Source organism: Leifsonia sp. GW821-FHT13C05, assembly GCF_058806515.1.
The window spans coordinates 159,594-181,708 of the sequence record NZ_JBXAPT010000006.1 but is presented as its reverse complement, the minus strand read 5'-3'; the positions used below and the strand labels follow the sequence as shown (position 1 = coordinate 181,708).

Here is a 22,115-nt window from a genome sequence, read left to right as displayed (position 1 = left end):
CGAGCCTATGACCTCAACTACGGTTGAGGTCAATGACTCCCTCCGAACCGATCCTCAGCGTCGGCGACATCGCTTCCCGCAGCGGCGTCGCCGTCTCCGCCCTGCACTTCTACGAGCGACAGGGACTGATCAGCAGCGAGCGGACGGCGGGCAACCAGCGGCGATACCGGCGCGATGTCCTGCGGCGGGTGGCGTTCATCCGGGTGTCGCAGCGGGTGGGCGTGCCGCTCGCCGAGATCCGTCTCGCGCTCGACTCGCTGCCGGAGGGCAGGACGCCGACGAAGAAGGACTGGGCACGGCTTTCCCGGCTGTGGCGGGATGCGCTCGACGAACGGATCAGAGACCTGGAGCATCTGCGCGACGACCTCACCGGGTGCATGGGATGCGGGTGCCTGAGCCTGCGCACGTGCGCGCTGCAGAACCCATCGGACGAGCTCGGCGGCAGCGGGCCTGGGCCACGGAGGTGGCTGGACGGCGCGACCGAGGAGGAGGACTGACGCGTTCAGCGCGGCGCCGTGGACGCGCGCACGATCAGCGCGGGCTGCACGTTGCCGGGGTGCGGCTCGGCGGTCGACTCGATCTCGGCCACCAGCCGGGCGACGCAGCGGCGGCCGAGCTCGGCGAAATCCTGCCTGACCGTCGTGAGCGGAGGGCAGAAGTGGGCGGCCTCCGGGATGTCGTCGAAACCGACCACGCTCAGGTCGCCCGGGATGTCTCTGCCCTGGTCGCGGGCGACGTGCATGATGCCGAGGGCCAGCTGGTCGTTGGAGGCGAACACGCCCGTGATGGCCGGGTCGGCGAGCAGCTCCTCCCCTGCCGCGTAGCCGGACTGCGCCGTCCAGTCGCCGCGGATCGGGGAAAGCACGTCGAGGCCGGATGCGCGCAGCTCGTCCTGGTAGCCTCGCAGCCTGGCCTGCGCCTCGATCCAGCCGAGCGGCCCGGAGACGTGCACGATCCTGCGGTGGCCGAGGTCGATCAGGTGGCGGGTTGCAGCGCGGGCCCCGGCGAGCTGGTCGACGGAGAGCTCTCTCTCCGCATACTGGTCGCCCGCCTGCATGGTCACGTACGGCACATCCAGCCCGGTGGAGGCGATCAGGTCGAGCACCCGCTCCTGCGGCGCGATCACGACGATCCCCTCCACCGCCTGGGCGAGCAGATGGTCGATCCCGTCGGCGATGCTCTCCTCGGTGAGGTCGGCGAGCTGGGCGACCGCCACGTAGTACCCGGCCTCGCGCCCCGCCGTCTGGATCGCGCCCATGCTCGACACCGGCCCGTAGAGCGCGGCGGCGGAGGCGGCGAGCACGCCGATCGTGTTCGACCGGGCGGTGACGAGCGCCCGCGCGGCGCGGTTGGGCCGGTAGTGCAGTTCGTCCATCGCCCGCACGACCCGCTCGCGCGTCGAGTCCCGGATGCTCGGGTGCCCGTTCAGGACGCGCGACACCGTCTGGTGCGAGACCCCCGCCACCCGCGCGACATCGCGCATGCTGGCGGCCCGGCTCGCAGCGTCGTCGTGCGTCATTCCCTCATTATGCGCTCCGCCCACGCGCGCTCCCGCTCCCGCGACGGGGGCGGATGAGGAGGGCGGCGACGGCGAGGACGAGCGGGAAGACGAGGTGCCAGCCGGCGAGCAGGAGGAGACCGGCGGCGAAGACGCAGGAGGCGAGGGACATCCACCAGCCGAGCGACCAGCGCGGCAGCAGCACGAGCGCCGACGCGACGCCGAGCGCATACACGGCCGCCGCGATGCTGGTGTGCACCAGGATGAACGGCGGCAGGTCGCCGCTCGCGAGGACCAGTGCGGAGTATGCGGCCATGATCACCGCGGACAGGAGCAGGCCGCGCCGGGCGATCCCGCCGTTCTCGGCTCCCCTGCCGAACCAGCGCGGCAGGTCGCCGTCTCTGCCCATCGCGGCGCCCAGCTTGCTGAACGCGGCGAGGTAGGCGTTGAACACCCCGGTGACCACGATGGCGGCGATCACGGCCACCACCACCCCGCCGCCCGGGCCGGACGACACCGTCACGAGGTCGAGAAGAGGCACGGCACTCGTCGATGCCGCGTCGCCGAGCACGAGCACCGTCACCGTCTGGATGGCCAGGTATGCCGCAGAGACGATCACCAGCGCCAGCGCTGTCGCCCGCGGGATGTCCCGCCGCGGGTTGCGGAACTCGCCGCCGATCCCCGCCACGGCCTCCCACCCGGCGAACGCCCAGATGTAGAGGCTCATCGCGAGCCCGACGCCCTCCCAGCCGTGCGGGAGCAGCGGCTGCAGGTTGGCCGGATCGGAGTGCGGGACGGCGGCCGCGAGCACGAACACGAGCACGGCCACCAGGGCAGCGGACAGGACGAGCTGCAACCAGCCGGCGAAGCGCACGCCGAACGCCGTGACGATCACCGGGATCACCATCAGTCCGATGGCGATCAGCACGGTGGTCAGCGCATCCCCGCCGATCACGGCGACCACGTATCTCGCCGTCATCAGGGCCGCGATGGGCGCACCGATCGGCGTGCCGAAGAAGAACCAGTAGCTGATGACGCGGGCGGCGGTCGGCCCGAACGCGCGGCGGGCGAACGTGGCGACACCACCCGCATCCGGATGCCGCCTGGCGAGAGCGGCGAACGTCGCCGCCAGCGGGATGGAGATGACGGCGAGCGCCGCGACGGCGATGATCGAGCCAGGGCCGGCGACCGACGCGGCGAGCGCCGGCAGCACCAGGATGCCCGTGCCGAGCACGGCGGCGACGTAGAGGGCGGTGCCCCCTGCGACGCCGAGATGCCCGTGTGTGGCGCCAGGCGGTGCATCCGGTGTCGCGCCGCGGGCGCGCGCGATCGATGGCCCGCTGTCCGTCATTCCTCCATCATGGCGGTGGCCGCCGACATCGGCAGAATGTCGCCGCACGGAGACGTATGCTTGCATTTCGACCGCAGGACCGCACGTGCAAGGAGACACAGGTGTCTGAGACGTTTCACGACTCCACTGTCACGCGCGACGTCGACACGGCCGAGGCGAAACTGCAGGCCACGTACGCCTCGATCGTGCTCGGCACGGACCCGCACACCAACGGCCTCCGCTACGCCGAGGAGGTGCACGGCGAGAATCGTTTCGTCGTCGCCCGCCACCTGTTCGACGGCGACGTGGAGTGCGCGGCCGAGCTGCCGTTCTTCACGGTCGCGTCCGTCGTCGGCAGCTACCTCTGGCGGACGGGCGGCGAGGAGGGGGACCTCAGTCGGAGTCCCGCGATCTTCCAGCCCGGCCGGCGGCTCGACGCCTCGGTCTCCCACGCGGACGTGAGCGCGGTGAGCATCACCGTCGAGAGCCTGGCCGCGACGGCCGCAGCGCAGTTCGGCGACGGAGTGACCATGCGCTTCGATTCGGCGCTCCCCGTCACCAGGGCGCTGGGCGAGCGCTGGCTCGCGGTGGCGCGACTGGCCAGGCAGACCGCGCTGACGGAGGCGTTCGAGAACGACCTGGTCCGCGCATCCATCTATCGCCAGCTGGCCATCGCGACCATCGAGGCGTTCCCACTGACCGGCGATCACCAGGCGCGGCGCACGACCGTCGCATCCCGGGCTGTCGCCTTCAAGAGGGCCGTCAGCTACATAGACGACCACGCGTCGCTGCCCATCACCGTCGACGACATCGCCACCGCGGCGGGCACCACCGTGCCCGAACTCGACAGGGCGTTCGACATGCACCTGCCGTACACCGCAGACCAGTACCTGCACAGCGTGCGGCTCTCCGCCGCCCACCGCGACCTGCGCGAGGGGAAGACCGACGTGCACGGCGGGGTGGCTGCGGTGGCGGCGCGATGGGGGTTCGTCGATGTCGACGCCTTCGAGGCGCACTACCGCTTCCGATTCGGCACGAGTCCGGAGCAGACGCTCGGCTGCTGACTCAGAGCCCGGCGTGCACCGCCAGCACCTCGACCGCGAGCCGCCAGTCCCTGGATGGCGCGGCCCCGGCGGTCCCGGCGTCCTCCTCCTCGCCGGGCAGCCTGGCCACGAACATCGGCCACGCTTCGCCGGCGGTCCGCACCTCCTCGATCAGCCCGAGGTACTCCCCGCCGTAGTAGACCTCCCACGCGGCCGTCGCCGTCGGGCTGTACATGAGCGTGAGCGGCGTCGTGCCATAGCTGTAGACCGCGTGCTGGTGGTCGAGCTGGTTCCCGGTCATGTTCGGAAGAGTATGCGCTATCCCGCCCGCACGGTAGCGGTCGGGCGCACAGGGTCACGCGATTCCGTTCAGGCGGCCAGGTGGAAGGTGCTCGCGAAGCGGTCGAGCAGGTCTCCGCGCCCCCGCAGCACCTCCACCACGCCCGTCTCGATCGCCCGTTCCGGGGCGAGTTCGCCGGAGATCAGCCTCCGGATGTCCGGGCCGGTGGAGAAGGCGAGGTCGACCGGTCCGTCGCCGCGCGTCACATCCAGCGTCGTGCCGTCCACCCGGATGTGCAGCTCGGCCTCCCCGAACCGCGCACCGTACGCCGTGGTCGGCAGGGCGGCGGCGACCTGCGGGCGGAACGCGGTCCGCAGATCCATCGTCATCGAATCCGGCGTGATGATCTGCTCCTCCCTCGGCTCGCTCAGGGTCTTGAATCCCCACGCACCGAGCGCGAGCACCACCGGTTCGAGCTCCCGGCCGTACGGCGTCAGCTCGTAGACGATCACCCGCGAGTGCGGAACGCGATGCAGCACCCCGGCCGCCTGCAGCTCCTTCAGCCGCGCGGCCAGGATGTTGCTCGGGATGCGCGGAAGCCCGGCCGCGAGCTCCCCGTACCGGCGCGGCCCCACGAGCAGGTCGCGGACGATGAGCATCGCCCACCGTTCCCCCACCAGCTCGAGGGCCTGCGAGAAGCCGGAGTACTGCCCGTAGTCGCGTGCTGCCATCGCCCTCAGGCCTGCTGGTTCGCGGCGGCGGCCGGTCCCTGCTCGGCGGCGACCGGGTCCATCCAGCCGAATTCGAGGAGGTTGCCGTCCGGGTCGTTGAGCTGGCGCTGGTACATGAAGCCGTAGTCGGAGGCCGGACGTGCCTCGGAGCCGCCGGCCGCGATCCCGTCTGCGATGGTCTTGTCCACGTCCTCGCGGCTGTCGAGGAAGATCGCGGTCGACACGGACGGGTTCACGGCGGGGTCGCCGATCGGCAGGTCGGTGAAGGTCTGGAAGTACTCGCGCACCAGGATCATGAAGTAGCTGTGGTCCTCCTCGACGACGACGCAGGCCGCGTTGTGGTCGGTGAAGAGCGGATTGATGGTGAACCCGACCGCCGTGTAGAACGCCTTCGCGCGTTCCAGGTCGGTCACCGGCAGGTTGACGAACATCGCGGTCATTGTGGTCTCCTCAGGTCGGTCCGTCTGTGGACGCGTTAACACTTGCAAAAAACAAGTGAGGAGTCAATACCCCGGACAATAGCCGGTCAGGAGACGGGCAGATCGTCGCCGGACGGACTCAGCTCGTGCGTCGCATCCACCGCTGCCTGCACCACATCCTCGAGGCTGCCGCGCACCGCGAACGCCGCGCGCTGCCTGCCTGCCCCTCCCCCGGACGCCACGATCCTCGCCAGGCCGTCGTGCACGAGAGCGGCGTCGCCGTTGGCCTCCAACGCCCTCCGGATGTGGACGACCAGCGCATCCAGTGCGTCGGTGATGTCTGCGCCCGCCCCGTGCTGGGGATGCGGCAGCCGGCCGTGCACACCGGTCAGCGCCGCCTGCCACCCGGCTAGGCGCAGTGCGGCGGCCGGCAGATCGGACGGCCGCACCCCGGCGTGCCAGTCCGCCGCCGCGGTGTCGACCAGGGCGCGGACGATCGCGGCCAGGACGACGGCATCCCGCGCATCCAGGCAGACGTCGGCGATGCGCACCTCGATCGTCGGCTGCTTGTGCGACAGGCGGGCATCGAGGTAGACCATGCCGTAGTCCATGATCACCTCGGTGTCGACGAGCAGCCGTTCGAATCTGTCGTACTCTTCCACCGAACCGAACACGTCGGTCGGGCCAGCGCTCTGCCACTGGTGCCAGGCGAGGAAACGGAAGCTCGCATATCCGGTGTCCCCGCCCCCGGCGAAGGGCGAGTTGGCGCTCAGGGCGAGCAGCAGCGGCAGCCAGGTCCTGATCCTGTCCAGGATGGCGACGCCCTCCTCGCGCGACTCGATGCCGACGTGCACGTGGCAGCCGCAGACGAGCGTCGTCTGCGCGGTTGCGCCGTAGCGGCGCATCATCTCGTCGTAGCGGTCCTTCTGCGTGGGATGCGGCTGGACCGGCAGCGGCGACATCCCCACCGCGACCGCGCGCGCGCCGAGCGTGCGGGCCAGCCTGTCCGCCCGCTCCCTGCCCGCGACGATGTCCGCCAGCAGCTCGTCCGTGGAGGTGAGCGGCCTGGTCTGCGTCTCGATCATCTCCTGGTGGATCTCGGCCGAGAGCTGGGGACCAGGTTCTTCCGCGCCGTTCCTGGCCCGCGCGTCGTCGGCCTCCGCCGCGGCGAGCGCCTGCGGGGCGACGGCCATCGGAGCGCCGGTGCGCTCGTCGACGAGCAGCAGTTCTTCCTCCACCCCGAAAGTCCTCATAGACCAACTATCCGCGCCAGCACCTGCGGTGGCCAGCCCCTAGCGGGAACCTCCAGGTTGTGACGTAACCGGACGACGCAGAGCTCAGGCGGAACGCTCCGGCTCCAGGGCGGCGGGCTCCTCCCGCTTCGCGAACCGGAACGGAGCGGTGATGGTCGGCAGCAGCGTCCGCCTCCGCACGACGAACAGGGCGACGGCGAGCACGGCGTACACGGCGGACACGATCAGTCGCGCCTCCGTCGACGTGAACACGAACGTCGCGGCGAACAGCACGAACAGGGCGACCGCCCAGCGTCCGCTGAACCGGAGCGTGAGAAGCATGGCGACGCCCAGGATGGTCTGGGTCGCGGTCAGCGTGAACTCCTCCACCTGCCGTGCATCCATCGGCAGGGCCATCCCTCCGCCGCCGATGAGATGTGCGATGGGCAGCGTCCCGACCAGCGCCGTCCACTGGTTGACCTTGCTGGCGAGCAGGATGCCGATGCCCATCGCCGCCTTGCCGCGCAGCGCGAAGAGCACAGCGATCACGAACTCCGGAGCCTCGGAGGCGAGCGGTGCGAGCCACTGCACGAGCAGGAAGTCGTCGATCCCGAGCGCCCGCCCTCCCTCGACCAGGCTGGTGGCGAACGGCTCGGCGAGCAGCAGGATGATGACGGCGGCGAGGACGAAGATCGTCACGACCGTCGCCCGGCGGGCACGGGTCGGCAGCGTGCCGATGCTGTGCGCGACACCGACGAGTTCCGGCTCGTCGCTCTCGCCGGTCGACACCCGCCACAGGTAGTAGGCGAAGAGCGCGAGCAGCAGGACACCGAGCACGACGTGGATCTGCCCGGTCAGCGGGATGACCAGCGTGAGCACCGACGCGACAAGCAGCAGCCCGAGCTCGACGCGGTTGCCGTGCGGCAGCCGGATCGCGAACGGCTTCGCCTGCACATCCGGATCGGCGGCCGTCCGGCGGCGACGCGCTGCCAGGAACGCGAGGAACGCCACCAGCAGGATGAACGGCCAGCCGAACCCGAGCAGCAATCGGTTGGAGCCGGTCATATTGGCGGCGGCGTACGGAGCCTGAGACGGGTCGGAGCCCGCGCTGAACGCGAAATACAGGTCGATCGCGTACTCGGGCAGGATCGCGATGATCGCCAGCAATCCGACGGCGAGACCGCCCGAGATGTCGACCTCGGCCGCCTCCCCGGCCCAGGCGAGAGCGAAGGCCGCGGCGACGATCGCGACGCCGAACGACAGCACCCCGATGAGCGGGGGAACGTGCACGCCGGTCAGCGTCAGGGCGACGCCCTGGGCGGCGATCAGCGTCACGATGCCGAGCGGGAGGACGAGACGGCGCCAGACGGACGCGGTGGGAGGGTGCGGATTCGACACGGGGAGACCCTTTCGATCACAGGCGGCGACCGAGAGAATGCACAGGGGTGACTCGGTCGCCGGGAATGGCCGACCGAAGGTCTCGTTCGCCCGCACGCAGGCTGCACTGTGCGGGTGGTGCGCCGGGCCGGTCTCCGTGACCAGCCAGTATGTCGACGAACCGCGTCGCCGTCCCCGCACCGTGCGACGGATCGCAACCGGCGGTTCGGGCGGTGGGAACTACTCCCCTTCGATGCCTTCCATCCTGCCCGGGATGCGCGCCCCGCGAGGGGTCGGCCGGGCACTCTCCCAGCGTTTAGGCCCGCCTGACATGCGCGCGCAGGCCGGCCTCATTCCGCCGTTCGGCCTGCCGTCAGGAGAAGCTCGACGATCGGCTCTGGATGCGACAGCGCGGCGAGATGACCGCCGGGCACGCGGTGCGCATCCACGGAGAGGCGCTCGCGGGCGACGCGCTCCTGGAACGCGGCGGGGAACAGCCGGTCGTCGTCGCCGGCGATCACCGTGAGCGGCACGTCCGGCCAGCCGGGGAAGTCGCACGGCTCGGCAAACATCGTCTCCGAGTCCGCCTCGCCCTCCTGCTGTTCCAGCGCGTCGCGTTCCTCCTCTGGCACGTCGTGGAAGAAGTAGAGGTCGATGTCGAACTCGGCGTCGGGGTCGCGCCCTGCCGCGATGTCGTTCTCGCGCATCGCGGCGTCGTGACCGACCGCCTCCCACCAGCCTCCGGCCGACTCGCCGGGCACGGGGATCATCGCGTTGAGGAACACGATCCCGCTCACCGGCAGGCGCTGCGCGGCGACGGCAGCGGTGAAGCCGCCCATCGACTGTGCAACCAGCACGACACCGTCGGCGCCCTCGGCCGCGGCGACGGCTGCGTCCGCGTAATCGGCGAGCCCGTGGCCGTCACCGGTCACGAACTCGACGGCCACCGCATCCATCCCCCTGGCGGTCAGCTGCTCCACCACGCGATGCCAGACGAATGCGGCCCCACCCGCCCCCGGCAGAAGCACGTACCGCATCAGATGGTGAGCGTTCCGTCGTCGTTGACGGTCCAGTCCGGGTTGTACGCGACCTCCCAGACGTGACCGTCGAGGTCGGCGAAGTATCCCGAGTATCCGCCCCAGAACACGCGCTCCGCCGGCTTCAGGATGCTCGCCCCCGCTGCCTCCGCCTCGGCGAACACCCGGTCGACGGCCTCCTCGGACGGCTGGTTGATGGCGATGGTGACGCCGCTGAACGTGCCGCCGATCGGATGCTTCGCGTCCTCGGCGAGGTCATCCCTGCCGAACAGGCCGAGCGCGATCCCCGGCAGCTGGTAGAAACAGACGCCGTCGAGCGCCTGCGTCGGCGTCCAGCCCAGCCCCTCCTCGTAGAAGCGCCGCGCCCGCTCCAGGTCGGCAACACCCAACGTGATCAGACTCACTCGCTGTTCCATGGCTCGACGCTAGCGCCCGCCGCCGACATGCCGCGAGCGCGGCCGACTTGGAACGAGCGCCGCCGCCTACCGGGACAGCGCCTGGTCGATGTCGGCGAGCAGGTCGGAGACGTCCTCGATGCCGACGGAGAGCCGGATGACGTTGTCCGGCACCTCGAGCTCCGTGCCGCGCACCGAGGCGTGCGTCATCTCGCTCGGGTAGCCGATCAGGGATTCGACGCCGCCGAGGGACTCCGCGAGCTGGAACACCTCCGTCGACTCCGCGAAGCTGCGCGCCGCCGCTGCACCGCCGCTGAGGGCGACGGAGAGCATCCCGCCGAAGCCGCTCATCTGGCGCGCGGCCAGCTCGTGGCCGGGGTGGCTGGGCAGGCCGGGGTAGTAGACGGCGTCGATGCCGTCGCGGCCGACCAGGGCCTCCGCGATGGCCTGCGCGTTCTCGGTGTGACGCTGCATGCGCACGGCGAGGGTCTTGATGCCGCGCGTGGTGAGCCACGCATCCATCGGGGACGACACGGCACCGGCCGCGAACTGGATGAACTGCACCCTGCCCGCGAGCTCTTCGTCGGCGAAGACGAGCGCCCCGCCGAGCACGTCGGAGTGGCCGCCGAGGTACTTGGTGGTCGAGTGCGCGACCACGTCGGCCCCGAGCGACAGCGGCTGCTGCAGCGCAGGGGACGCGAACGTGTTGTCCACGACGACGAGCGCTCCGACCGCGTGACCGAGCTCGGCCAGGGCGGCGATGTCGCTCACCTTCATCAGCGGGTTGCTCGGCGTCTCGATCCAGAGCACCTTCGTGCCGTCGGCCTGCAGCGCGGTGCGGACCGCATCCAGGTCGGTGAGGTCGACCGTGGTGTTGCGGATGTCCCACGCACCGTGGATGCGGTTGATCAGCCGGTGGGTTCCCCCGTAGACGTCGTTGCCGAGCACGACGTGGTCGCCCGGCTTCAAGACGGCGCGCAGCAGCGCGTCCTCCGCCGCGAGTCCGGACGCGAACGACAGCGCGCTCACTCCACCCTCCAGCGCGGCGAGCAGCGTCTCCAGCGAGGTGCGCGTCGGGTTGCCGCCCCTGCTGTACTCGTAGCCGCCGCGCAGGCCGCCGACACCGTCCTGGACGAACGTCGACGTCTGGTAGATCGGCGGGATGATCGCGCCGGTCGTCGGGTCGAACTCCTGGCCGACGTGGATGGCGTTGGTTGCGAACTTCATGGGTCTGTCTGCTGTCTTTCTGGAGTCGTTTTTCATTCGCTGAGGAAGTTGAGGAGGTCCTGCCGGGTGAGCACGGCGACCGGTTTGCCGTCCTCGGTCACGAGCAGGGCGTTCTCGGTGGCGAGGGCCGCGCGCGCCGCGCTGACCGGCTCGTTGATGCCGATCAGCTGGAACGGAGCGCCGATGTGCGCGCCGACGTCGTCGGTCATCTGGGCGCGACCGCTGAACACGGCGTCGACCAGCGAGGTCTCGTCGAGCGCTCCCGCCACCTCGCCCATCACCACGGGCGGCTCCGCCGTGAGAACGGGCAGCTGCGAGACGCCGTAGGTGTTCATGATCTGGATGGCGTCGCGCACGGTCTCAGACGGGTGCGTGTGCACCAGGTCGGGCAGTGCGCCGCTCTTCGTCTTGATGGCGTCGTGCACCGTCGCCTCGTCCGGGACGTCGCTGAAGCCGTAGGACCGCATCCACTTGTCGTTGAAGATCTTGGCGAGGTAGCCGCGTCCGCCGTCCGGGAGGATGACCACGACGATGTCGTCCGCCGACAGGTCTTTCGCAGCCTTGAGAGCCGCTGCGACGGCCATGCCGCTCGACCCGCCGACCAGGATGCCCTCCTCGCGGGCGAGCCGCCGCGTGACGTGGAACGACTCCGCGTCCGAGATCGCGATGACCTCGTCCACCACGGTCGGGTCGTATGCACCCGGCCAGAAGTCCTCTCCGACACCCTCGACGAGGTACGGGCGTCCGGTGCCGCCGGAGTAGACCGAGCCCTCCGGGTCTGCGCCGATCACGCGCACGGCGCCGTCGGACGCCTCCTTGAGGAACTTCCCCGTGCCGCTGATCGTGCCGCCGGTGCCGACGCCGATGACCACGTGGGTCACCTTCTGGTCGGTGTCGCGCCAGATCTCCGGACCGGTGGTCTCGTAGTGGCTGCGCGGCCCGTTCGGGTTGAAGTACTGGTTGGGCTTGAACGCCCCGGGGATCTCCGCCGCCAGCCGGTCGGAGACGCTGTAGTAGGAGTCGGGATGCTCCGGCGCCACCGAGGTCGGCGTGACCACGATCTCCGCTCCGTATGCGGTGAGGACGTTGCGCTTGTCCTCCCCCACCTTGTCCGGCAGCACGAAAACGCACTTGTATCCGCGCTGCTGGGCGACGAGCGCGAGCCCGACGCCGGTGTTGCCGCTCGTCGGTTCGACGATCGTCCCGCCGGGCTTCAGGAGCCCCTCTTTCTCCGCAGCGTCGATGATGCGGGTTGCAATGCGGTCCTTCGACGAACCTCCGGGGTTCAGGTACTCGAGTTTGACGAGCACCGTCGCCGCGATTCCGTCGGTCAGCCTGTTGAGCTTCACGAGCGGAGTGTCGCCGACCAAGTCGATGATGGTCTCTGCGTAATTCACGCGACCAACCGTAACAGTGCCGCGTGCGCACCGCCCGTAGAATTACGACATGCCAGTGTCCGACCTCTCGACCGTGGCCCAGGATTACCTCAAAGTCATCTGGTCCGCGACCGAATGGGCGGAGACGCCCATCACGGTCAAGCAGCTCGCCGAACGCCTCGGCGTCCGCGCCGCCACCATCTCCGACGGCATCCGCCGTCTCGCCGACCAGGGGATGCTCGTGCACGAGCCGTACGGCGGCATCGAGCTGACGGACGCCGGCCGCCGCCACGCGGTCGCGATGGTGCGCAGGCACCGGCTCATCGAGACGTTCCTGGTGGAGGAGCTCGGCTACGGCTGGGACGAGGTGCACGACGAGGCGGAGGTGCTGGAGCACGCCGTCTCCGACGAGCTGGTCGAGCGCATCGACCGCAGGCTCGGCTACCCGTCCCGCGATCCGCACGGCGACCCCATCCCGAGCGCGGACGGCATCGCGCACCGACCGGATGCGACGCCCATGCTCGCCGCGCACACCGGCGTCCCGCTGACGGTGTCGCGCATCTCGGACGCCGACCCCGCGATCCTCCGCTACCTCGCCGACCGCGGCATCGTGCCGGACGCCCAGCTGAGCGTCGACGAGCACCGCCAGTTCGCCGGGGACATCACCGTGCGGCTGGGAGGCGCAGAGGTCGTGCTCGGCGAGACGGCCGCCGGCGCGGTGTGGGTGACAGAGGCCTGATTCAGCTGGTGGGCGGCATCAGCCGACCCACTGCGCCACCGTCAGCACCACCAGCGCGACGTTGAGCACGACGACGAGCGCCGCGATCCCGATCCCGGCCACGCGCATCCACACGCTGTCCGCACGGTCGCCCATCACGTCCTTCGACGCGGTCAGCCGCAGCAGCGGGATCATTGCGAACGGGATGCCGAGGCTCAGGAACACCTGGCTGATCACGAGCGCCCAGGTCGGCTCGACGCCCAGCGCCAGGATCACGATGGCCGGGATGAGCGTGACGATGCGCCGCGTCAGCAACGGGATGCGCACCGTCAGCAGCCCCGCCATGATCGTCGCCCCCGCGTAGCTCCCCACCGACGTGGATGCGAGCCCGGACGCCAGCAGCCCGACCGCGAACGCGATCCCCACCACCGGTCCGAGCGCCGCCGTGATGGCCGCGTGCGCCCCCTCGATCGTGTCCGTCCCATCCGCCCCGCCGAGGGAGGCCGCGGCGAGCAGGAGCATCGCGATGTTGACGGCGCCGGCGAGCACGAGGGCCGCGACCACATCCACACGGGTCGCGCGGAGGAGGGTGCGTCGCGCATCCGGGGTGGAGGCGTGGCCGTGCCTGTCCCTGGCGAGCGCGGAGTGCAGGTAGATGGCGTGCGGCATGACGGTCGCTCCGAGCATGCTCGCCGCCAGCAGCACCGTCGGAGCCCCGTCGAAGCGCGGCACCAGGCCGCCCGCCGCAGCACCCCAGTCCACCGGGCTCACGAACAGCCCGGCGAGGAAGCCGACCGAGATCACGCCGAGCAGTCCGAGGATGACCGCCTCGAACGGGCGCTGGCCTCTGCGCGACTGCACGGCGAGGATGCCGATGGCGACCACGCCGACCACCAGGCCGCCGAGCGGGAGCGGCAGCCCGAACAGCAGGTTGAGCGCGATCGCGCCGCCGATCACCTCCGCCAGGTCGGTCGCCGCCGCGACCAGCTCCGCCTGCACCCAGAAGGCGCGCCGCCCGCCGGTGCCGAGCCGGGAGCCGAGCAGTTCGGGCAGGCTGCGGCCGGTCACGATGCCGAGCTTCGCCGACTGGTACTGCACGAACACGGCGATCACGTTCGCCGCGACGAGCACCCAGACCAGGAGGTAGCCGTACTGCGCGCCGGCGGTGAGGTTGGCGGCGACGTTGCCGGGGTCGACGTAGGCGATGGCGGCGACGAACGCGGGTCCGAGCAGCAGGAACAGGCGGGACGATGGGCGCCGGGCGCGCGCCGGACGCGACTCCGTCGTCTCCACGGCCTCCGCCATCGCATGCCCCTAACCCGATTGTTAGCCCAGCCTAACACTGGCGGGCATGGTGGCGAGAAGGCGTCAGTCGTCGAGCAGCGCGCCCTCCGTCTGCTCACGGTAGAGCCGGGCGTACACGCCGCCCTGCTCCAGCAGCTCCCGGTGCGTGCCGCGCTCGACCAGCCGGCCGTGGTCGATCACGAAGATGACGTCGGCAGCGACGATGGTCGACAACCGGTGGGCGATGGCGATGGTGGTCCTGCCCCGGGATGCGGTGTCCAGGGCCTGCTGCACCACGCGCTCCGAGATGGAGTCGAGAGCGCTGGTCGCCTCGTCGAGGATCAGCACCTCCGGGTCCTTCAGCAGCACGCGCGCGATGGCGATGCGCTGCTTCTCCCCGCCGGACAGCCTGTAGCCGCGTTCGCCGACCACCGTGTCGTAGCCGTCGGGGAACCCGGCGATGGTGTCGTGGATGTTCGCCTTCCTCGTCGCCTCCTCGATCTCCCCCTGCGTCGCATCCGGGCGGGCGTATCGCAGGTTCTCCCCGATGGTGGCGTGGAAGAGGTACGTCTCCTGGCTGACGACGCCGATGTGCGACACCAGAGAGTCCTGCTGCAGCGCCCGGATGTCCGTGTCGCCGAACAGGATGCGCCCACTCGTCGCGTCGTAGAAGCGCGGGATGAGGTACGAGACGGTGGTCTTGCCCGCGCCGGACGGGCCGACGAACGCCGCGAACTCGCCGGGCCTGATCACGAACGACACGTCGTCGAGGGTGTTCCGCTCTCCGTCGCGCGCATCCGGATAGCGGAACACGACGTGGTCGAACTCGATGCGGCCGAGGTCGCGCGCCGGGTCGACGGGGACCGCATCCGGCTGGTCGGCGATGGCGGGCTTCAGGTCGAGGTACTCGAAGATGCGGGCGAACAGGGCTCCGGAGGTCTGCAGGTCGAGCGCGACCCTCATCAGGGCGAGCAGCGGGAAGAGCAGCCTGGCCTGCACCGTGGTGAACGCCACGATCGTCCCGGCCGTGATGTCGGTCGCGCCGCCCAGCACCAGCCAGCCGGAGACCAGGTAGACGATGGCGGGGATGGACGACAGGAAGATGTTCACCATCGCGAAGAACCACTGGCCGCTCATCGACTGCGACACCTGCAGGCGGATCTGGTTGGCGTTCTCGTCGGAGTACCTGCCGACCTCCGCCGCCTGCCTGTTGAAGCTCTTCGACAGCAGGATGCCGGACACGCTCAGTGTCTCCTGCGTGATCGCCGTCATGTCCGACAGCGACTCCTGCGTCTTGGTCGCGATCCGCGCGCGCACCTGGCCGACCCTGCGCTGCGCGATCACCAGGATCGGCATCAGGATGACGGCCACGATGGTCAGCTGCCAGTTGAGCAGGATCATCGCCACGAACGCCGCGATCACCGTGACCGTGTTGCCCAGGATGCTCGACATGGTGTTGGTGAGGACGTTCGCCACCCCGCCCACGTCGTTCTGCAGCCGCGACTGGATGATGCCCGTCTTGGTCTTCGTGAAGAAGCTCAGCTCCATCGACTGCAGGTGGGAGAACAGCCGGACGCGCAGCGCCCCCATCACCTTATTGCCCACCGAGGCGGTCAGATACGTCTGCCAGACGCCGAGCAGCGCCGAGCCGACGAACACCACGATCATCACGACGACGATCGTGATCAGCGCCTCCATGTCCGGCTTCCCGCTCTTCGGGAACAGGCCTTCGTCGAATGCCCGCTGGGTGAGAAGAGGAGGAACGACGGACAGCGCTGCTCCGATGAGCACAAGCACCATCGTGACGATGATCGCCGTGCGGTGCGGCGCGAACAGCGTCGTGATGCGACGGAACAGGTTCGGGATCTTCGGGGCCGTCGCGTTCAGAGCCCGCTGCGCCTCGGCGTCGCCGCCGCTGACCCGGCCACGACCGCCGCCTCCACCGCCGGCCATGCCGCGCATCCCGCTCATGGTTTCAGCGTAGCCCTGGCGTGACCCAACCGTGATGCAAGCGCTTGACGTAAACGCTTGCATTCCACCCCACGACGGGGGTAGCGTCCGTCTCGGGCGCGCCCGCGTCCGCACCAAGAGCTCAACGAGGAGTGAAATGAAAGCAGCACGTCTCTCGGTGATCGCCGGAGTGGCCGTCGTCGGCCTCGCGCTGGCGGGATGCACCGGTGGTGGTTCAGGGGGCAGCGGGGGCGGAGACGCCAGCGCCAACCTGACAGGGAAAGGCCCGATCACCTACGTTCAGGGCAAGGACAACTCCAACGTCGTCCGCCCCCTCGTCGACAAGTGGAACGCAGCCCACCCGGACGAGAAGGTCACCTTCAAGGAGCAGTCCGACCAGGCAGACCAGCAGCACGACGACCTGGTCCAGCACTTCCAGGCCAAGGACTCCGGATACGACGTGGTCGATGTCGACGTGGTCTGGACAGGAGAGTTCGCGGCCAAGGGCTGGCTGCAGCCGCTGACCGGCGACCTCAAGATGGACAACTCGGCGCTCCTGGCTCCGACCGTCAAGTCCGGCACCTACAACGGCACGCAGTACGCGGCGCCGCAGACCTCGGACGGTGGCATCCTCTACTACCGCAAGGACCTCGTGCCGACCCCGCCGAAGACCTGGGACGAGATGCTCAAGGACTGCGACATCGCCAAGGCGAAGGGCATCGGCTGCTACGCCGGTCAGTTCGCCAAGTACGAGGGCCTCACGGTGAACGTGGCTGAAGCCATCAACACCAACGGCGGCACCATCGTCGGCGACGACGGCAAGACGGTCACCGTGGACAGCTCCGAAGCCAACGCCGGTCTCACCCGGCTGACGGACGGCTTCAAGAACGGGCAGATCCCGGCAGAGGCCATCACGTACCAGGAGGAGCAGGGACGCCAGGCGTTCGAGGCGGGCAAGCTCCTCTTCCTGCGCAACTGGCCGTACGTCTACAACCTGGCCAAGACCGACGGAAGCTCGACCGTGAAGGACACCTTCGGCATCGCTCCGCTTCCCGGCGTCACCGCCGACAAGCCCGGCGTGTCCAGCCTGGGCGGCCACAACGCGGCGATCAGCGTCTACTCGAAGCACAAGGCGACGGCGTTCTCGTTCCTGAAGTTCCTGCAGAGCGAAGAGACCCAGAAGTTCTTCGTGACCCAGGGCTCGCTGGCACCCGTGCTGTCGTCGCTGTACGACGACGCCGGCCTGAACACCCAGCTGCCGTACCTGTCGACCCTGAAGACGTCGATCGAGAACGCGGTCCCGCGTCCCGTCTCGCCGTTCTACCCGGCCATCACCAAGGCGGTGCAGGACAACTCCTACGCAGCGCTGAAGGGTGACAAGTCGGTCGACCAGGCGCTGAAGGACATGGCTGCGGCCATCAAGACCGCGAGCGCCGGATAACCGACCGGATGCGGCCACCGGGCGGCGGGAACTCTCCCGCCGCCCGGTCCCTCTTCCCCTGAAATCGTCTCGGAGGCCTCACATGTCAACGTCGAACGTCGTCGCCCCGCCAGGAACCCGCAGCCCCAAGTCGCCGCAAGTGCGCGCTGGGGTGAAGAAGAACCGCCGTCAGCAGAGTCGCTGGGCGCTCTACCTCATCCTCCCCACCCTCGTCCTGCTCGCGATCGTCATCGGCTACCCGGTGGTGAGCGCGATCATCATGTCGTTCCAGAAGGACGCCGGACTCGACCCGGCGACCGGCCTGTTCGTCCAGGGCGGCTTCGCCGGCTTCCAGAACTACGCGCACTGGCTGTTCCAGCAGTGCGCAGGCCCGAACGGCGAGACCATCACCTGCCCGCCGGGCAACCTGGGATCGCAGTTCTGGAACGCCGTCTTCGTCACCTTCTTCTTCACCGTCACCACGGTGGTCCTGGAGACGGTGCTCGGGATGTGGTTCGCCTTCATCATGAACCGCACGTTCCGCGGCCGCGGCCTCGTCCGTGCCGCCATCCTGGTGCCGTGGGCCATCCCCACCGCCGTCACCGCGAAGCTCTGGTACTTCATCTTCTCGGTCGCCGGAATCGCCAACGCCGTGCTCGGAGCGCACATCCTCTGGACGAGCGACGAATGGGCATCCCGGTTCGCGGTGATCATCGCCGACACCTGGAAGACCACGCCGTTCATGGCGCTGCTCATCCTGGCCGGACTGCAGATCATCCCGGAGGAGGTGTACGAGGCCGCCAAGGTCGACGGCGCCACCACCTGGCAGCGGTTCTGGCGGGTCACGATGCCGCTGGTGAAGCCCGCGCTCCTCGTGGCCGTGCTGTTCCGCGTGCTCGACGCCCTCCGCATCTACGACCTGCCAGCGATCCTCACCGGCGGAGGTGGTGGCACCGGTAATGCCACGACCACCCTCTCGATCCTCGTGGTCGATCAGATCAGGCAGGGCTTCAACAGCGCCTCCGCCCTGTCGACGATCACGTTCATCCTCATCTTCCTCGTCGCATTCATCTTCGTCAGGTTCCTCGGGACCAACGTGGTCAGAACGCAGGAAGCCCAGCAGAAGGGAGCGAAGTGATGACCACCGTCGCAGGCCCGGCAGCGGCCACAGCGGAGGCGAAAGCACTCCCCCGCACCAAGCAGAGGTCCAAGGCGAAGTCGCGCCAGCGCAACGCGGGCATCCGCACCGGCGTCAGCGCGATCATCATCGTGCTGTGGTGCCTCCTCCCGTTCTACTGGATGGTCGTGACCTCGTTCCGCGATGTCGGATACACGTTCGACACCACGCCGTGGTTCACCCACTTCACCTGGGACAACTACGCGACGGCGTTCTCCACCAAGCTCGGCAACCATCTCGGCCAGGCGCTCCTGAACTCGCTGTTCATCGGAGCCTGCGTCACGATCATCGCCCTGCTGGTCGGAACGTTCGCCGCGTACGCGCTCGCCCGCCTCGACTTCCGGTTCAAGGGCATCGTGCTGGGGCTCATCCTCGGCGCATCCATGTTCCCGGGCGTCGCGCTCATAACGCCGCTGTTCCAGCTGTTCACGAACATCGGCTGGATGGGCACGTACCAGGCTCTGATCATCCCGAGCATCTCGTTCGTGCTGCCGCTCACGGTCTACACGCTCACCTCGTTCTTCCGCGAGATGCCGTGGGACCTCGAGGAGGCGGCCAGGATCGACGGGTGCACGCAGGCTCAGGCCTTCCGGAAGATCATCCTCCCGCTGGCGGCTCCCGCCGTCTTCACGACAGCGATCCTGGCGTTCATCTCCTCGTGGAACGAGTACCTGATCTCCAGCCAGCTGTCGAGTGACGCCACGCAGCCCGTCACCGTCGCCATCGCCTCCTTCGCCGGCAGCCAGCCGCACCAGGAGCCGTACACCGCCGTCATGGCGGCCGGAACGATCGTGACGGTCCCTCTGGTCATCCTGGTGCTGATCTTCCAGCGCCGTATCGTCGCCGGGCTCACCGCCGGTGGTGTGAAAGGCTGATCACATGCGCTGGGACGATTCGCTCGAACTGGTCGATGTCGGTATCGGCATCGCCGGGTTCTTCGCGTTCGCGTTCCTGATCGTCACGATCGTCTGCGAGCTGACCGGTGTCGACGCCCTCGGCTGGGCGCTGACGCTGCTGGCTCTCGTCCTCATCCTCGTGCTCCTCTGGCAGGCGCGGCGGCGCATCGTCGCCTCGCGCCTGCCGGCGGAGGACGGGGAGCGCGTCACTCAGCCCCACCAGGGCTCCTGACCGACGGGGAACGGCATGGCAGGGATCGACGAGGTCGCGCGCGCGACGGGCGTCTCGACCGCGACGGTTTCGCGCGCGCTCCGGGGGCTGCCGAACGTGTCGGACAAGACGCGTGCCGCGGTGCGGAGGGCAGCGGACGAGCTCGGCTACGTCGCGTCGTCGAGCGCCTCGGGGCTGGCGAGCGGGCGGACGCTGGCGATGGGTGTCGTCGTGCCGTCCGTGAGCCGCTGGTTCTACACCTCCGTGCTGGAGGGCGTGGACGCCGAGCTGCGCTCCGCCAGCTACGACATGATCCTGTTCAACCTGGGCGGCCACCGCGGCGACAGGGAGCGGGTCTTCCACCGCAGCATCCTGCGCAAGAGGACGGATGCGCTGCTTGCCCTCTGCCTCGACTTCACGCCGGATGAGCGCCACCAGCTCGCCTCGCTCGGCCATCCGACCATCGTCGTCGGCGGCCCGGTGAAGGGCCTGCGCAGCGTCGGCATCGACGAGCGCGCGACGGCGCGCACCGCGACGGAGCACCTGATCGGGCTCGGTCACACCGACATCGCGCACATCGGCGGCGAGGACGAGGAGGGCCTGAACAGGCAGGTCCCGATCGGCCGCCTGCACGGCTTCCAGCAGGCGATGCGGGATGCGGGCCTCCCCGTGCGCCCGGAGTGGGTCATCCCGGGCGGGTTCTCCCTTCCGCTCGGGCGCTCGGCGATGAACGCCCTGCTCGACCGGCCTGGCCCCCGGCCGACGGCGGTCTTCGCCGGTTCGGACGAGATGGCGATGGGCGCCATGCTCGCCGCGGCGGACCACGGTCTGTCGGTGCCGGGCGACCTGTCCGTGATCGGGATCGACGACCACGATTTCGCCGCGTCGTTCCAGCTGACGACGATGGCGCAGGACCCGTTCGACCAGGGTTCCGTCGCCGCGCGCATCCTGCTGGACGAGCTGGCAGGCGGTCAGCCGCGCAGCCGGTCCGTGCGGTCGACCGCGACGCTGAAGCTGCGTGGTTCCACCTGCCCGCCGCGCTGAGGGCGCATCCCGACACGCGCGGCAGTACAACGTGGTAGGTCGCACGCTGACCGATCTGGAAGAATAGCCGAGCGAACGTCCGGCTGATCGTGCCTTTCGGGTAGGCGCGATCAACTGCTGTCGATGTCGCCTGTTCTCGAGCACCTAACTCGGGAACGGGAAGAGCCGCCCTGCCTAGGAACAGGGCGGCTCTTCGAAATCTCGGGCGTTCGCGCTAGGCGGCGTCTCCGATCGAGACGGCCTCCGCCTCTTCGATCGTCGTCTCCTCCACGCCGTCGACGCGCTTGAGGTGACGGTGGCCGACCACCACCAGGATCACCGCGACCAGCACGGAGACGGCACCGGCGAAGAACGGAGTGGCCGGGGAGATCGTGTCGGCCAGGAGGGTCGCCGCCGGCGGGGCGATGGCGCCGCCGAGGAAGCGCACACCGGAGTACGCACTGGATGCGACGGAGCGCGGCAGGTCCGTCGCCTCCATCACGCACTCGGTGAGCACCGTGTTCAGCACGCCGAGCAGCAGACCGCCGACGATCACGCAGACGATCAGTCCGACGAGCAAGCCGATCAGCAGCCCGGCGACGGCCAGGTCGATGGCGAGCAGCGGCATCACGATCCAGAGCACCCTGGTGCGCGGCAGCCTGCTGGTCAGCAGCGGTGCGCCCCAGACCGAGGTGATCGCGAGGGCGACGCCCCAGCCGAAGAAGACCAGTCCCAGCGAGATCGCGCTGCCCATCCCGAGCGGTACCAGGGCGAACGGCGTGTACGCGAGCAGCACGAAGAACCCGATGTTGTAGAACAGGGCGGCAGCGGCGAGGAAGCCGAGCGCCGGCTTGGCGAGCGCCTTGAACGGCGCGGAGATGCTGGTGGGCTGCGGTTTCTCCGGCGACTTCTTCAGCATCAGGACGATGGCGATGAAGCCGACCGCCATCAGCGTCGCTGTGCCGAAGAACGGTCCGCGCCAGCTCCAGCTGCCGAGCAGGCCGCCGAGCAGCGGACCGATCGCGATGCCCAGACCGAGAGCCGCCTCGTACAGGATGATCGCCGACGACGTGCCTCCGGCCGCCGCTCCCACGATGGTGGCGAGGGCGGTGGAGATGAAGAGCGCGTTGCCGAGCCCCCATCCTGCGCGGAAGCCGATGATCGACTCGACGTTCTGCGAGAGACCGGCGGCGAGCGCGAACAGCACGATGAGCGCCAGGCCGATCAGCAGCGTCTTCTTGGCGCCGATCCTGCTGGAGATCCAGCTACTGAAGAACATCGCGATGCCGGTGATCAGGAGGTAGCTGGTGAACAGCATCTCCGTCTCCGTCGGCGTCGCCTCCAGGCTCTTGGCGATGGCGGGGAGGATCGGGTCGACGAGGCCGATGCCCATGAAGGCGATGACCGACGCGAAGGCGACGGCCCAGACGGCGCTCGGCTGCTTGAGGAGGTTGCTTGGTTTGTCGTGGGACATAGAGGTGATGGGCTCCG

The 22,115-nt window shown here is 69.3% G+C and carries 22 protein-coding genes; 8 read left to right on the top strand and 14 right to left on the bottom strand.

The window, feature by feature from the left end; translation table 11 throughout:
• The first annotated feature begins 32 nt into the window (after positions 1-32).
• Positions 33-497 (top strand): redox-sensitive transcriptional activator SoxR, encoded by a 465-nt coding sequence (soxR, locus tag AC1ROC_RS16345; protein WP_434951722.1) that lies wholly within the window; start codon positions 33-35, stop codon positions 495-497.
• 5 nt (positions 498-502) lie between these two features.
• Here the strand turns inward: soxR and AC1ROC_RS16340 are convergent, their stop codons facing one another.
• Both AC1ROC_RS16340 and AC1ROC_RS16335 read right to left on the bottom strand, forming a co-directional pair.
• Positions 503-1,519 (bottom strand): LacI family DNA-binding transcriptional regulator, encoded by a 1,017-nt coding sequence (locus AC1ROC_RS16340; RefSeq protein ID WP_493001441.1) that lies wholly within the window; start codon positions 1,517-1,519, stop codon positions 503-505.
• A 7-nt stretch (positions 1,520-1,526) separates the two neighbouring features.
• Positions 1,527-2,849, bottom strand: coding sequence for an APC family permease (locus tag AC1ROC_RS16335; RefSeq protein WP_493001439.1), 1,323 nt, complete (start codon positions 2,847-2,849; stop codon positions 1,527-1,529).
• A gap of 101 nt (positions 2,850-2,950) precedes the next feature.
• Between AC1ROC_RS16335 and AC1ROC_RS16330 the strand changes: the two genes are divergently transcribed.
• Positions 2,951-3,892 carry a helix-turn-helix domain-containing protein gene (locus AC1ROC_RS16330; protein WP_493001437.1) on the top strand — a complete coding sequence of 314 codons (942 nt, stop codon included), beginning with the start codon at positions 2,951-2,953 and terminating at the stop codon, positions 3,890-3,892.
• Position 3,893: 1 nt separating this feature from the next.
• On the opposite strand, the gene AC1ROC_RS16325 is transcribed toward AC1ROC_RS16330, so the two are convergent.
• The 9 genes from AC1ROC_RS16325 to AC1ROC_RS16285 all read right to left on the bottom strand — a co-directional run bounded on the left by AC1ROC_RS16325 (position 3,894) and on the right by AC1ROC_RS16285 (position 11,966).
• Positions 3,894-4,172 carry a hypothetical protein gene (locus AC1ROC_RS16325; RefSeq protein ID WP_085370991.1) on the bottom strand — a complete coding sequence of 93 codons (279 nt, stop codon included), beginning with the start codon at positions 4,170-4,172 and terminating at the stop codon, positions 3,894-3,896.
• 68 nt (positions 4,173-4,240) lie between these two features.
• Entirely contained in the window at positions 4,241-4,882 is a 642-nt protein-coding gene (locus tag AC1ROC_RS16320) for a winged helix-turn-helix transcriptional regulator (protein WP_085370990.1), read from the bottom strand.
• A gap of 5 nt (positions 4,883-4,887) precedes the next feature.
• Positions 4,888-5,322: a VOC family protein gene (locus AC1ROC_RS16315; RefSeq protein WP_085370989.1), complete on the bottom strand. Its 435-nt coding sequence runs from the start codon at positions 5,320-5,322 to the stop codon at positions 4,888-4,890.
• An 86-nt stretch (positions 5,323-5,408) separates the two neighbouring features.
• Positions 5,409-6,554, bottom strand: a complete 1,146-nt coding sequence (locus tag AC1ROC_RS16310; protein WP_085370988.1) for a glutamate--cysteine ligase — start codon at positions 6,552-6,554, stop codon at positions 5,409-5,411.
• Positions 6,555-6,638: 84 nt separating this feature from the next.
• A complete protein-coding gene (locus tag AC1ROC_RS16305) occupies positions 6,639-7,931 on the bottom strand; it encodes a calcium:cation antiporter family protein (RefSeq protein ID WP_493001434.1) in 1,293 nt (430 codons plus the stop codon).
• Positions 7,932-8,260: 329 nt separating this feature from the next.
• Positions 8,261-8,947 carry an alpha/beta fold hydrolase gene (locus AC1ROC_RS16300; RefSeq protein ID WP_493001432.1) on the bottom strand — a complete coding sequence of 229 codons (687 nt, stop codon included), beginning with the start codon at positions 8,945-8,947 and terminating at the stop codon, positions 8,261-8,263.
• A complete protein-coding gene (locus AC1ROC_RS16295; protein ID WP_493001430.1) occupies positions 8,947-9,363 on the bottom strand; it encodes a VOC family protein in 417 nt (138 codons plus the stop codon). The genes AC1ROC_RS16300 and AC1ROC_RS16295 overlap by 1 nt, the downstream gene beginning before the upstream one ends.
• A gap of 66 nt (positions 9,364-9,429) precedes the next feature.
• Positions 9,430-10,605: a cystathionine gamma-synthase gene (locus tag AC1ROC_RS16290; RefSeq protein ID WP_281727831.1), complete on the bottom strand. Its 1,176-nt coding sequence runs from the start codon at positions 10,603-10,605 to the stop codon at positions 9,430-9,432.
• Positions 10,602-11,966 (bottom strand): cystathionine beta-synthase, encoded by a 1,365-nt coding sequence (locus AC1ROC_RS16285; RefSeq protein WP_493001428.1) that lies wholly within the window; start codon positions 11,964-11,966, stop codon positions 10,602-10,604. Before AC1ROC_RS16285 ends, AC1ROC_RS16290 begins: the two co-directional genes overlap by 4 nt.
• A 49-nt stretch (positions 11,967-12,015) precedes the next feature.
• On the opposite strand from AC1ROC_RS16285, the gene AC1ROC_RS16280 reads away from it, so the two are divergent.
• Positions 12,016-12,684 carry a metal-dependent transcriptional regulator gene (locus tag AC1ROC_RS16280; RefSeq protein WP_168688685.1) on the top strand — a complete coding sequence of 223 codons (669 nt, stop codon included), beginning with the start codon at positions 12,016-12,018 and terminating at the stop codon, positions 12,682-12,684.
• Positions 12,685-12,702: 18 nt separating this feature from the next.
• On the opposite strand, the gene AC1ROC_RS16275 is transcribed toward AC1ROC_RS16280, so the two are convergent.
• Together AC1ROC_RS16275 and AC1ROC_RS16270 are read right to left on the bottom strand one after the other, a co-directional pair.
• Positions 12,703-13,968, bottom strand: coding sequence for an Nramp family divalent metal transporter (locus AC1ROC_RS16275; RefSeq protein WP_168688684.1), 1,266 nt, complete (start codon positions 13,966-13,968; stop codon positions 12,703-12,705).
• Between the two features lie 63 nt (positions 13,969-14,031).
• Positions 14,032-15,918, bottom strand: a complete 1,887-nt coding sequence (locus AC1ROC_RS16270; RefSeq protein WP_493001425.1) for an ABC transporter ATP-binding protein — start codon at positions 15,916-15,918, stop codon at positions 14,032-14,034.
• Positions 15,919-16,054: 136 nt separating this feature from the next.
• Here AC1ROC_RS16270 and AC1ROC_RS16265 point away from each other — a divergent pair, with 136 nt between their 5' ends.
• From AC1ROC_RS16265 to AC1ROC_RS16245, 5 genes are all read left to right on the top strand, one after another.
• Positions 16,055-17,338 (top strand): ABC transporter substrate-binding protein, encoded by a 1,284-nt coding sequence (locus AC1ROC_RS16265; protein ID WP_085370981.1) that lies wholly within the window; start codon positions 16,055-16,057, stop codon positions 17,336-17,338.
• An 82-nt stretch (positions 17,339-17,420) separates the two neighbouring features.
• Positions 17,421-18,455 (top strand): carbohydrate ABC transporter permease, encoded by a 1,035-nt coding sequence (locus tag AC1ROC_RS16260; protein WP_085370980.1) that lies wholly within the window; start codon positions 17,421-17,423, stop codon positions 18,453-18,455.
• Positions 18,455-19,369 carry a carbohydrate ABC transporter permease gene (locus AC1ROC_RS16255; protein WP_085370979.1) on the top strand — a complete coding sequence of 305 codons (915 nt, stop codon included), beginning with the start codon at positions 18,455-18,457 and terminating at the stop codon, positions 19,367-19,369. Before AC1ROC_RS16260 ends, AC1ROC_RS16255 begins: the two co-directional genes overlap by 1 nt.
• A 4-nt stretch (positions 19,370-19,373) precedes the next feature.
• Entirely contained in the window at positions 19,374-19,622 is a 249-nt protein-coding gene (locus AC1ROC_RS16250; protein WP_085370978.1) for a hypothetical protein, read from the top strand.
• Between the two features lie 15 nt (positions 19,623-19,637).
• The gene (locus tag AC1ROC_RS16245; protein ID WP_085370977.1) at positions 19,638-20,645 is read left to right on the top strand and encodes a LacI family DNA-binding transcriptional regulator; all 1,008 of its coding nucleotides are present in this window, start codon (positions 19,638-19,640) and stop codon (positions 20,643-20,645) included.
• 214 nt (positions 20,646-20,859) lie between these two features.
• Here AC1ROC_RS16245 and AC1ROC_RS16240 read toward each other — a convergent pair whose 3' ends face one another.
• Complete coding sequence (locus tag AC1ROC_RS16240) at positions 20,860-22,098, bottom strand: MFS transporter (protein WP_493001421.1); 1,239 nt, start codon at positions 22,096-22,098, stop codon at positions 20,860-20,862.
• Positions 22,099-22,115: the final 17 nt, after the last annotated feature.

Excerpts from the sequence above, each read along its gene's own strand:
- soxR (WP_434951722.1), top strand. The coding sequence starts at position 33 with ATGACTCCCTCCGAACCGATCCTCAGCGTCGGCGACATCGCTTCCCGC.
- AC1ROC_RS16340 (WP_493001441.1), bottom strand. The coding sequence starts at position 1,519 with ATGACGCACGACGACGCTGCGAGCCGGGCCGCCAGCATGCGCGATGTC.
- AC1ROC_RS16335 (WP_493001439.1), bottom strand. The coding sequence starts at position 2,849 with ATGACGGACAGCGGGCCATCGATCGCGCGCGCCCGCGGCGCGACACCG.
- AC1ROC_RS16325 (WP_085370991.1), bottom strand. The coding sequence starts at position 4,172 with ATGACCGGGAACCAGCTCGACCACCAGCACGCGGTCTACAGCTATGGC.
- AC1ROC_RS16320 (WP_085370990.1), bottom strand. The coding sequence starts at position 4,882 with ATGGCAGCACGCGACTACGGGCAGTACTCCGGCTTCTCGCAGGCCCTC.
- AC1ROC_RS16315 (WP_085370989.1), bottom strand. The coding sequence starts at position 5,322 with ATGACCGCGATGTTCGTCAACCTGCCGGTGACCGACCTGGAACGCGCG.
- AC1ROC_RS16310 (WP_085370988.1), bottom strand. The coding sequence starts at position 6,554 with ATGAGGACTTTCGGGGTGGAGGAAGAACTGCTGCTCGTCGACGAGCGC.
- AC1ROC_RS16300 (WP_493001432.1), bottom strand. The coding sequence starts at position 8,947 with ATGCGGTACGTGCTTCTGCCGGGGGCGGGTGGGGCCGCATTCGTCTGG.
- AC1ROC_RS16295 (WP_493001430.1), bottom strand. The coding sequence starts at position 9,363 with ATGGAACAGCGAGTGAGTCTGATCACGTTGGGTGTTGCCGACCTGGAG.
- AC1ROC_RS16290 (WP_281727831.1), bottom strand. The coding sequence starts at position 10,605 with ATGAAAAACGACTCCAGAAAGACAGCAGACAGACCCATGAAGTTCGCA.
- AC1ROC_RS16280 (WP_168688685.1), top strand. The coding sequence starts at position 12,016 with ATGCCAGTGTCCGACCTCTCGACCGTGGCCCAGGATTACCTCAAAGTC.
- AC1ROC_RS16275 (WP_168688684.1), bottom strand. The coding sequence starts at position 13,968 with ATGGCGGAGGCCGTGGAGACGACGGAGTCGCGTCCGGCGCGCGCCCGG.
- AC1ROC_RS16270 (WP_493001425.1), bottom strand. The coding sequence starts at position 15,918 with ATGAGCGGGATGCGCGGCATGGCCGGCGGTGGAGGCGGCGGTCGTGGC.
- AC1ROC_RS16265 (WP_085370981.1), top strand. The coding sequence starts at position 16,055 with ATGAAAGCAGCACGTCTCTCGGTGATCGCCGGAGTGGCCGTCGTCGGC.
- AC1ROC_RS16260 (WP_085370980.1), top strand. The coding sequence starts at position 17,421 with ATGTCAACGTCGAACGTCGTCGCCCCGCCAGGAACCCGCAGCCCCAAG.
- AC1ROC_RS16255 (WP_085370979.1), top strand. The coding sequence starts at position 18,455 with ATGACCACCGTCGCAGGCCCGGCAGCGGCCACAGCGGAGGCGAAAGCA.
- AC1ROC_RS16250 (WP_085370978.1), top strand. The coding sequence starts at position 19,374 with ATGCGCTGGGACGATTCGCTCGAACTGGTCGATGTCGGTATCGGCATC.
- AC1ROC_RS16245 (WP_085370977.1), top strand. The coding sequence starts at position 19,638 with ATGGCAGGGATCGACGAGGTCGCGCGCGCGACGGGCGTCTCGACCGCG.
- AC1ROC_RS16240 (WP_493001421.1), bottom strand. The coding sequence starts at position 22,098 with ATGTCCCACGACAAACCAAGCAACCTCCTCAAGCAGCCGAGCGCCGTC.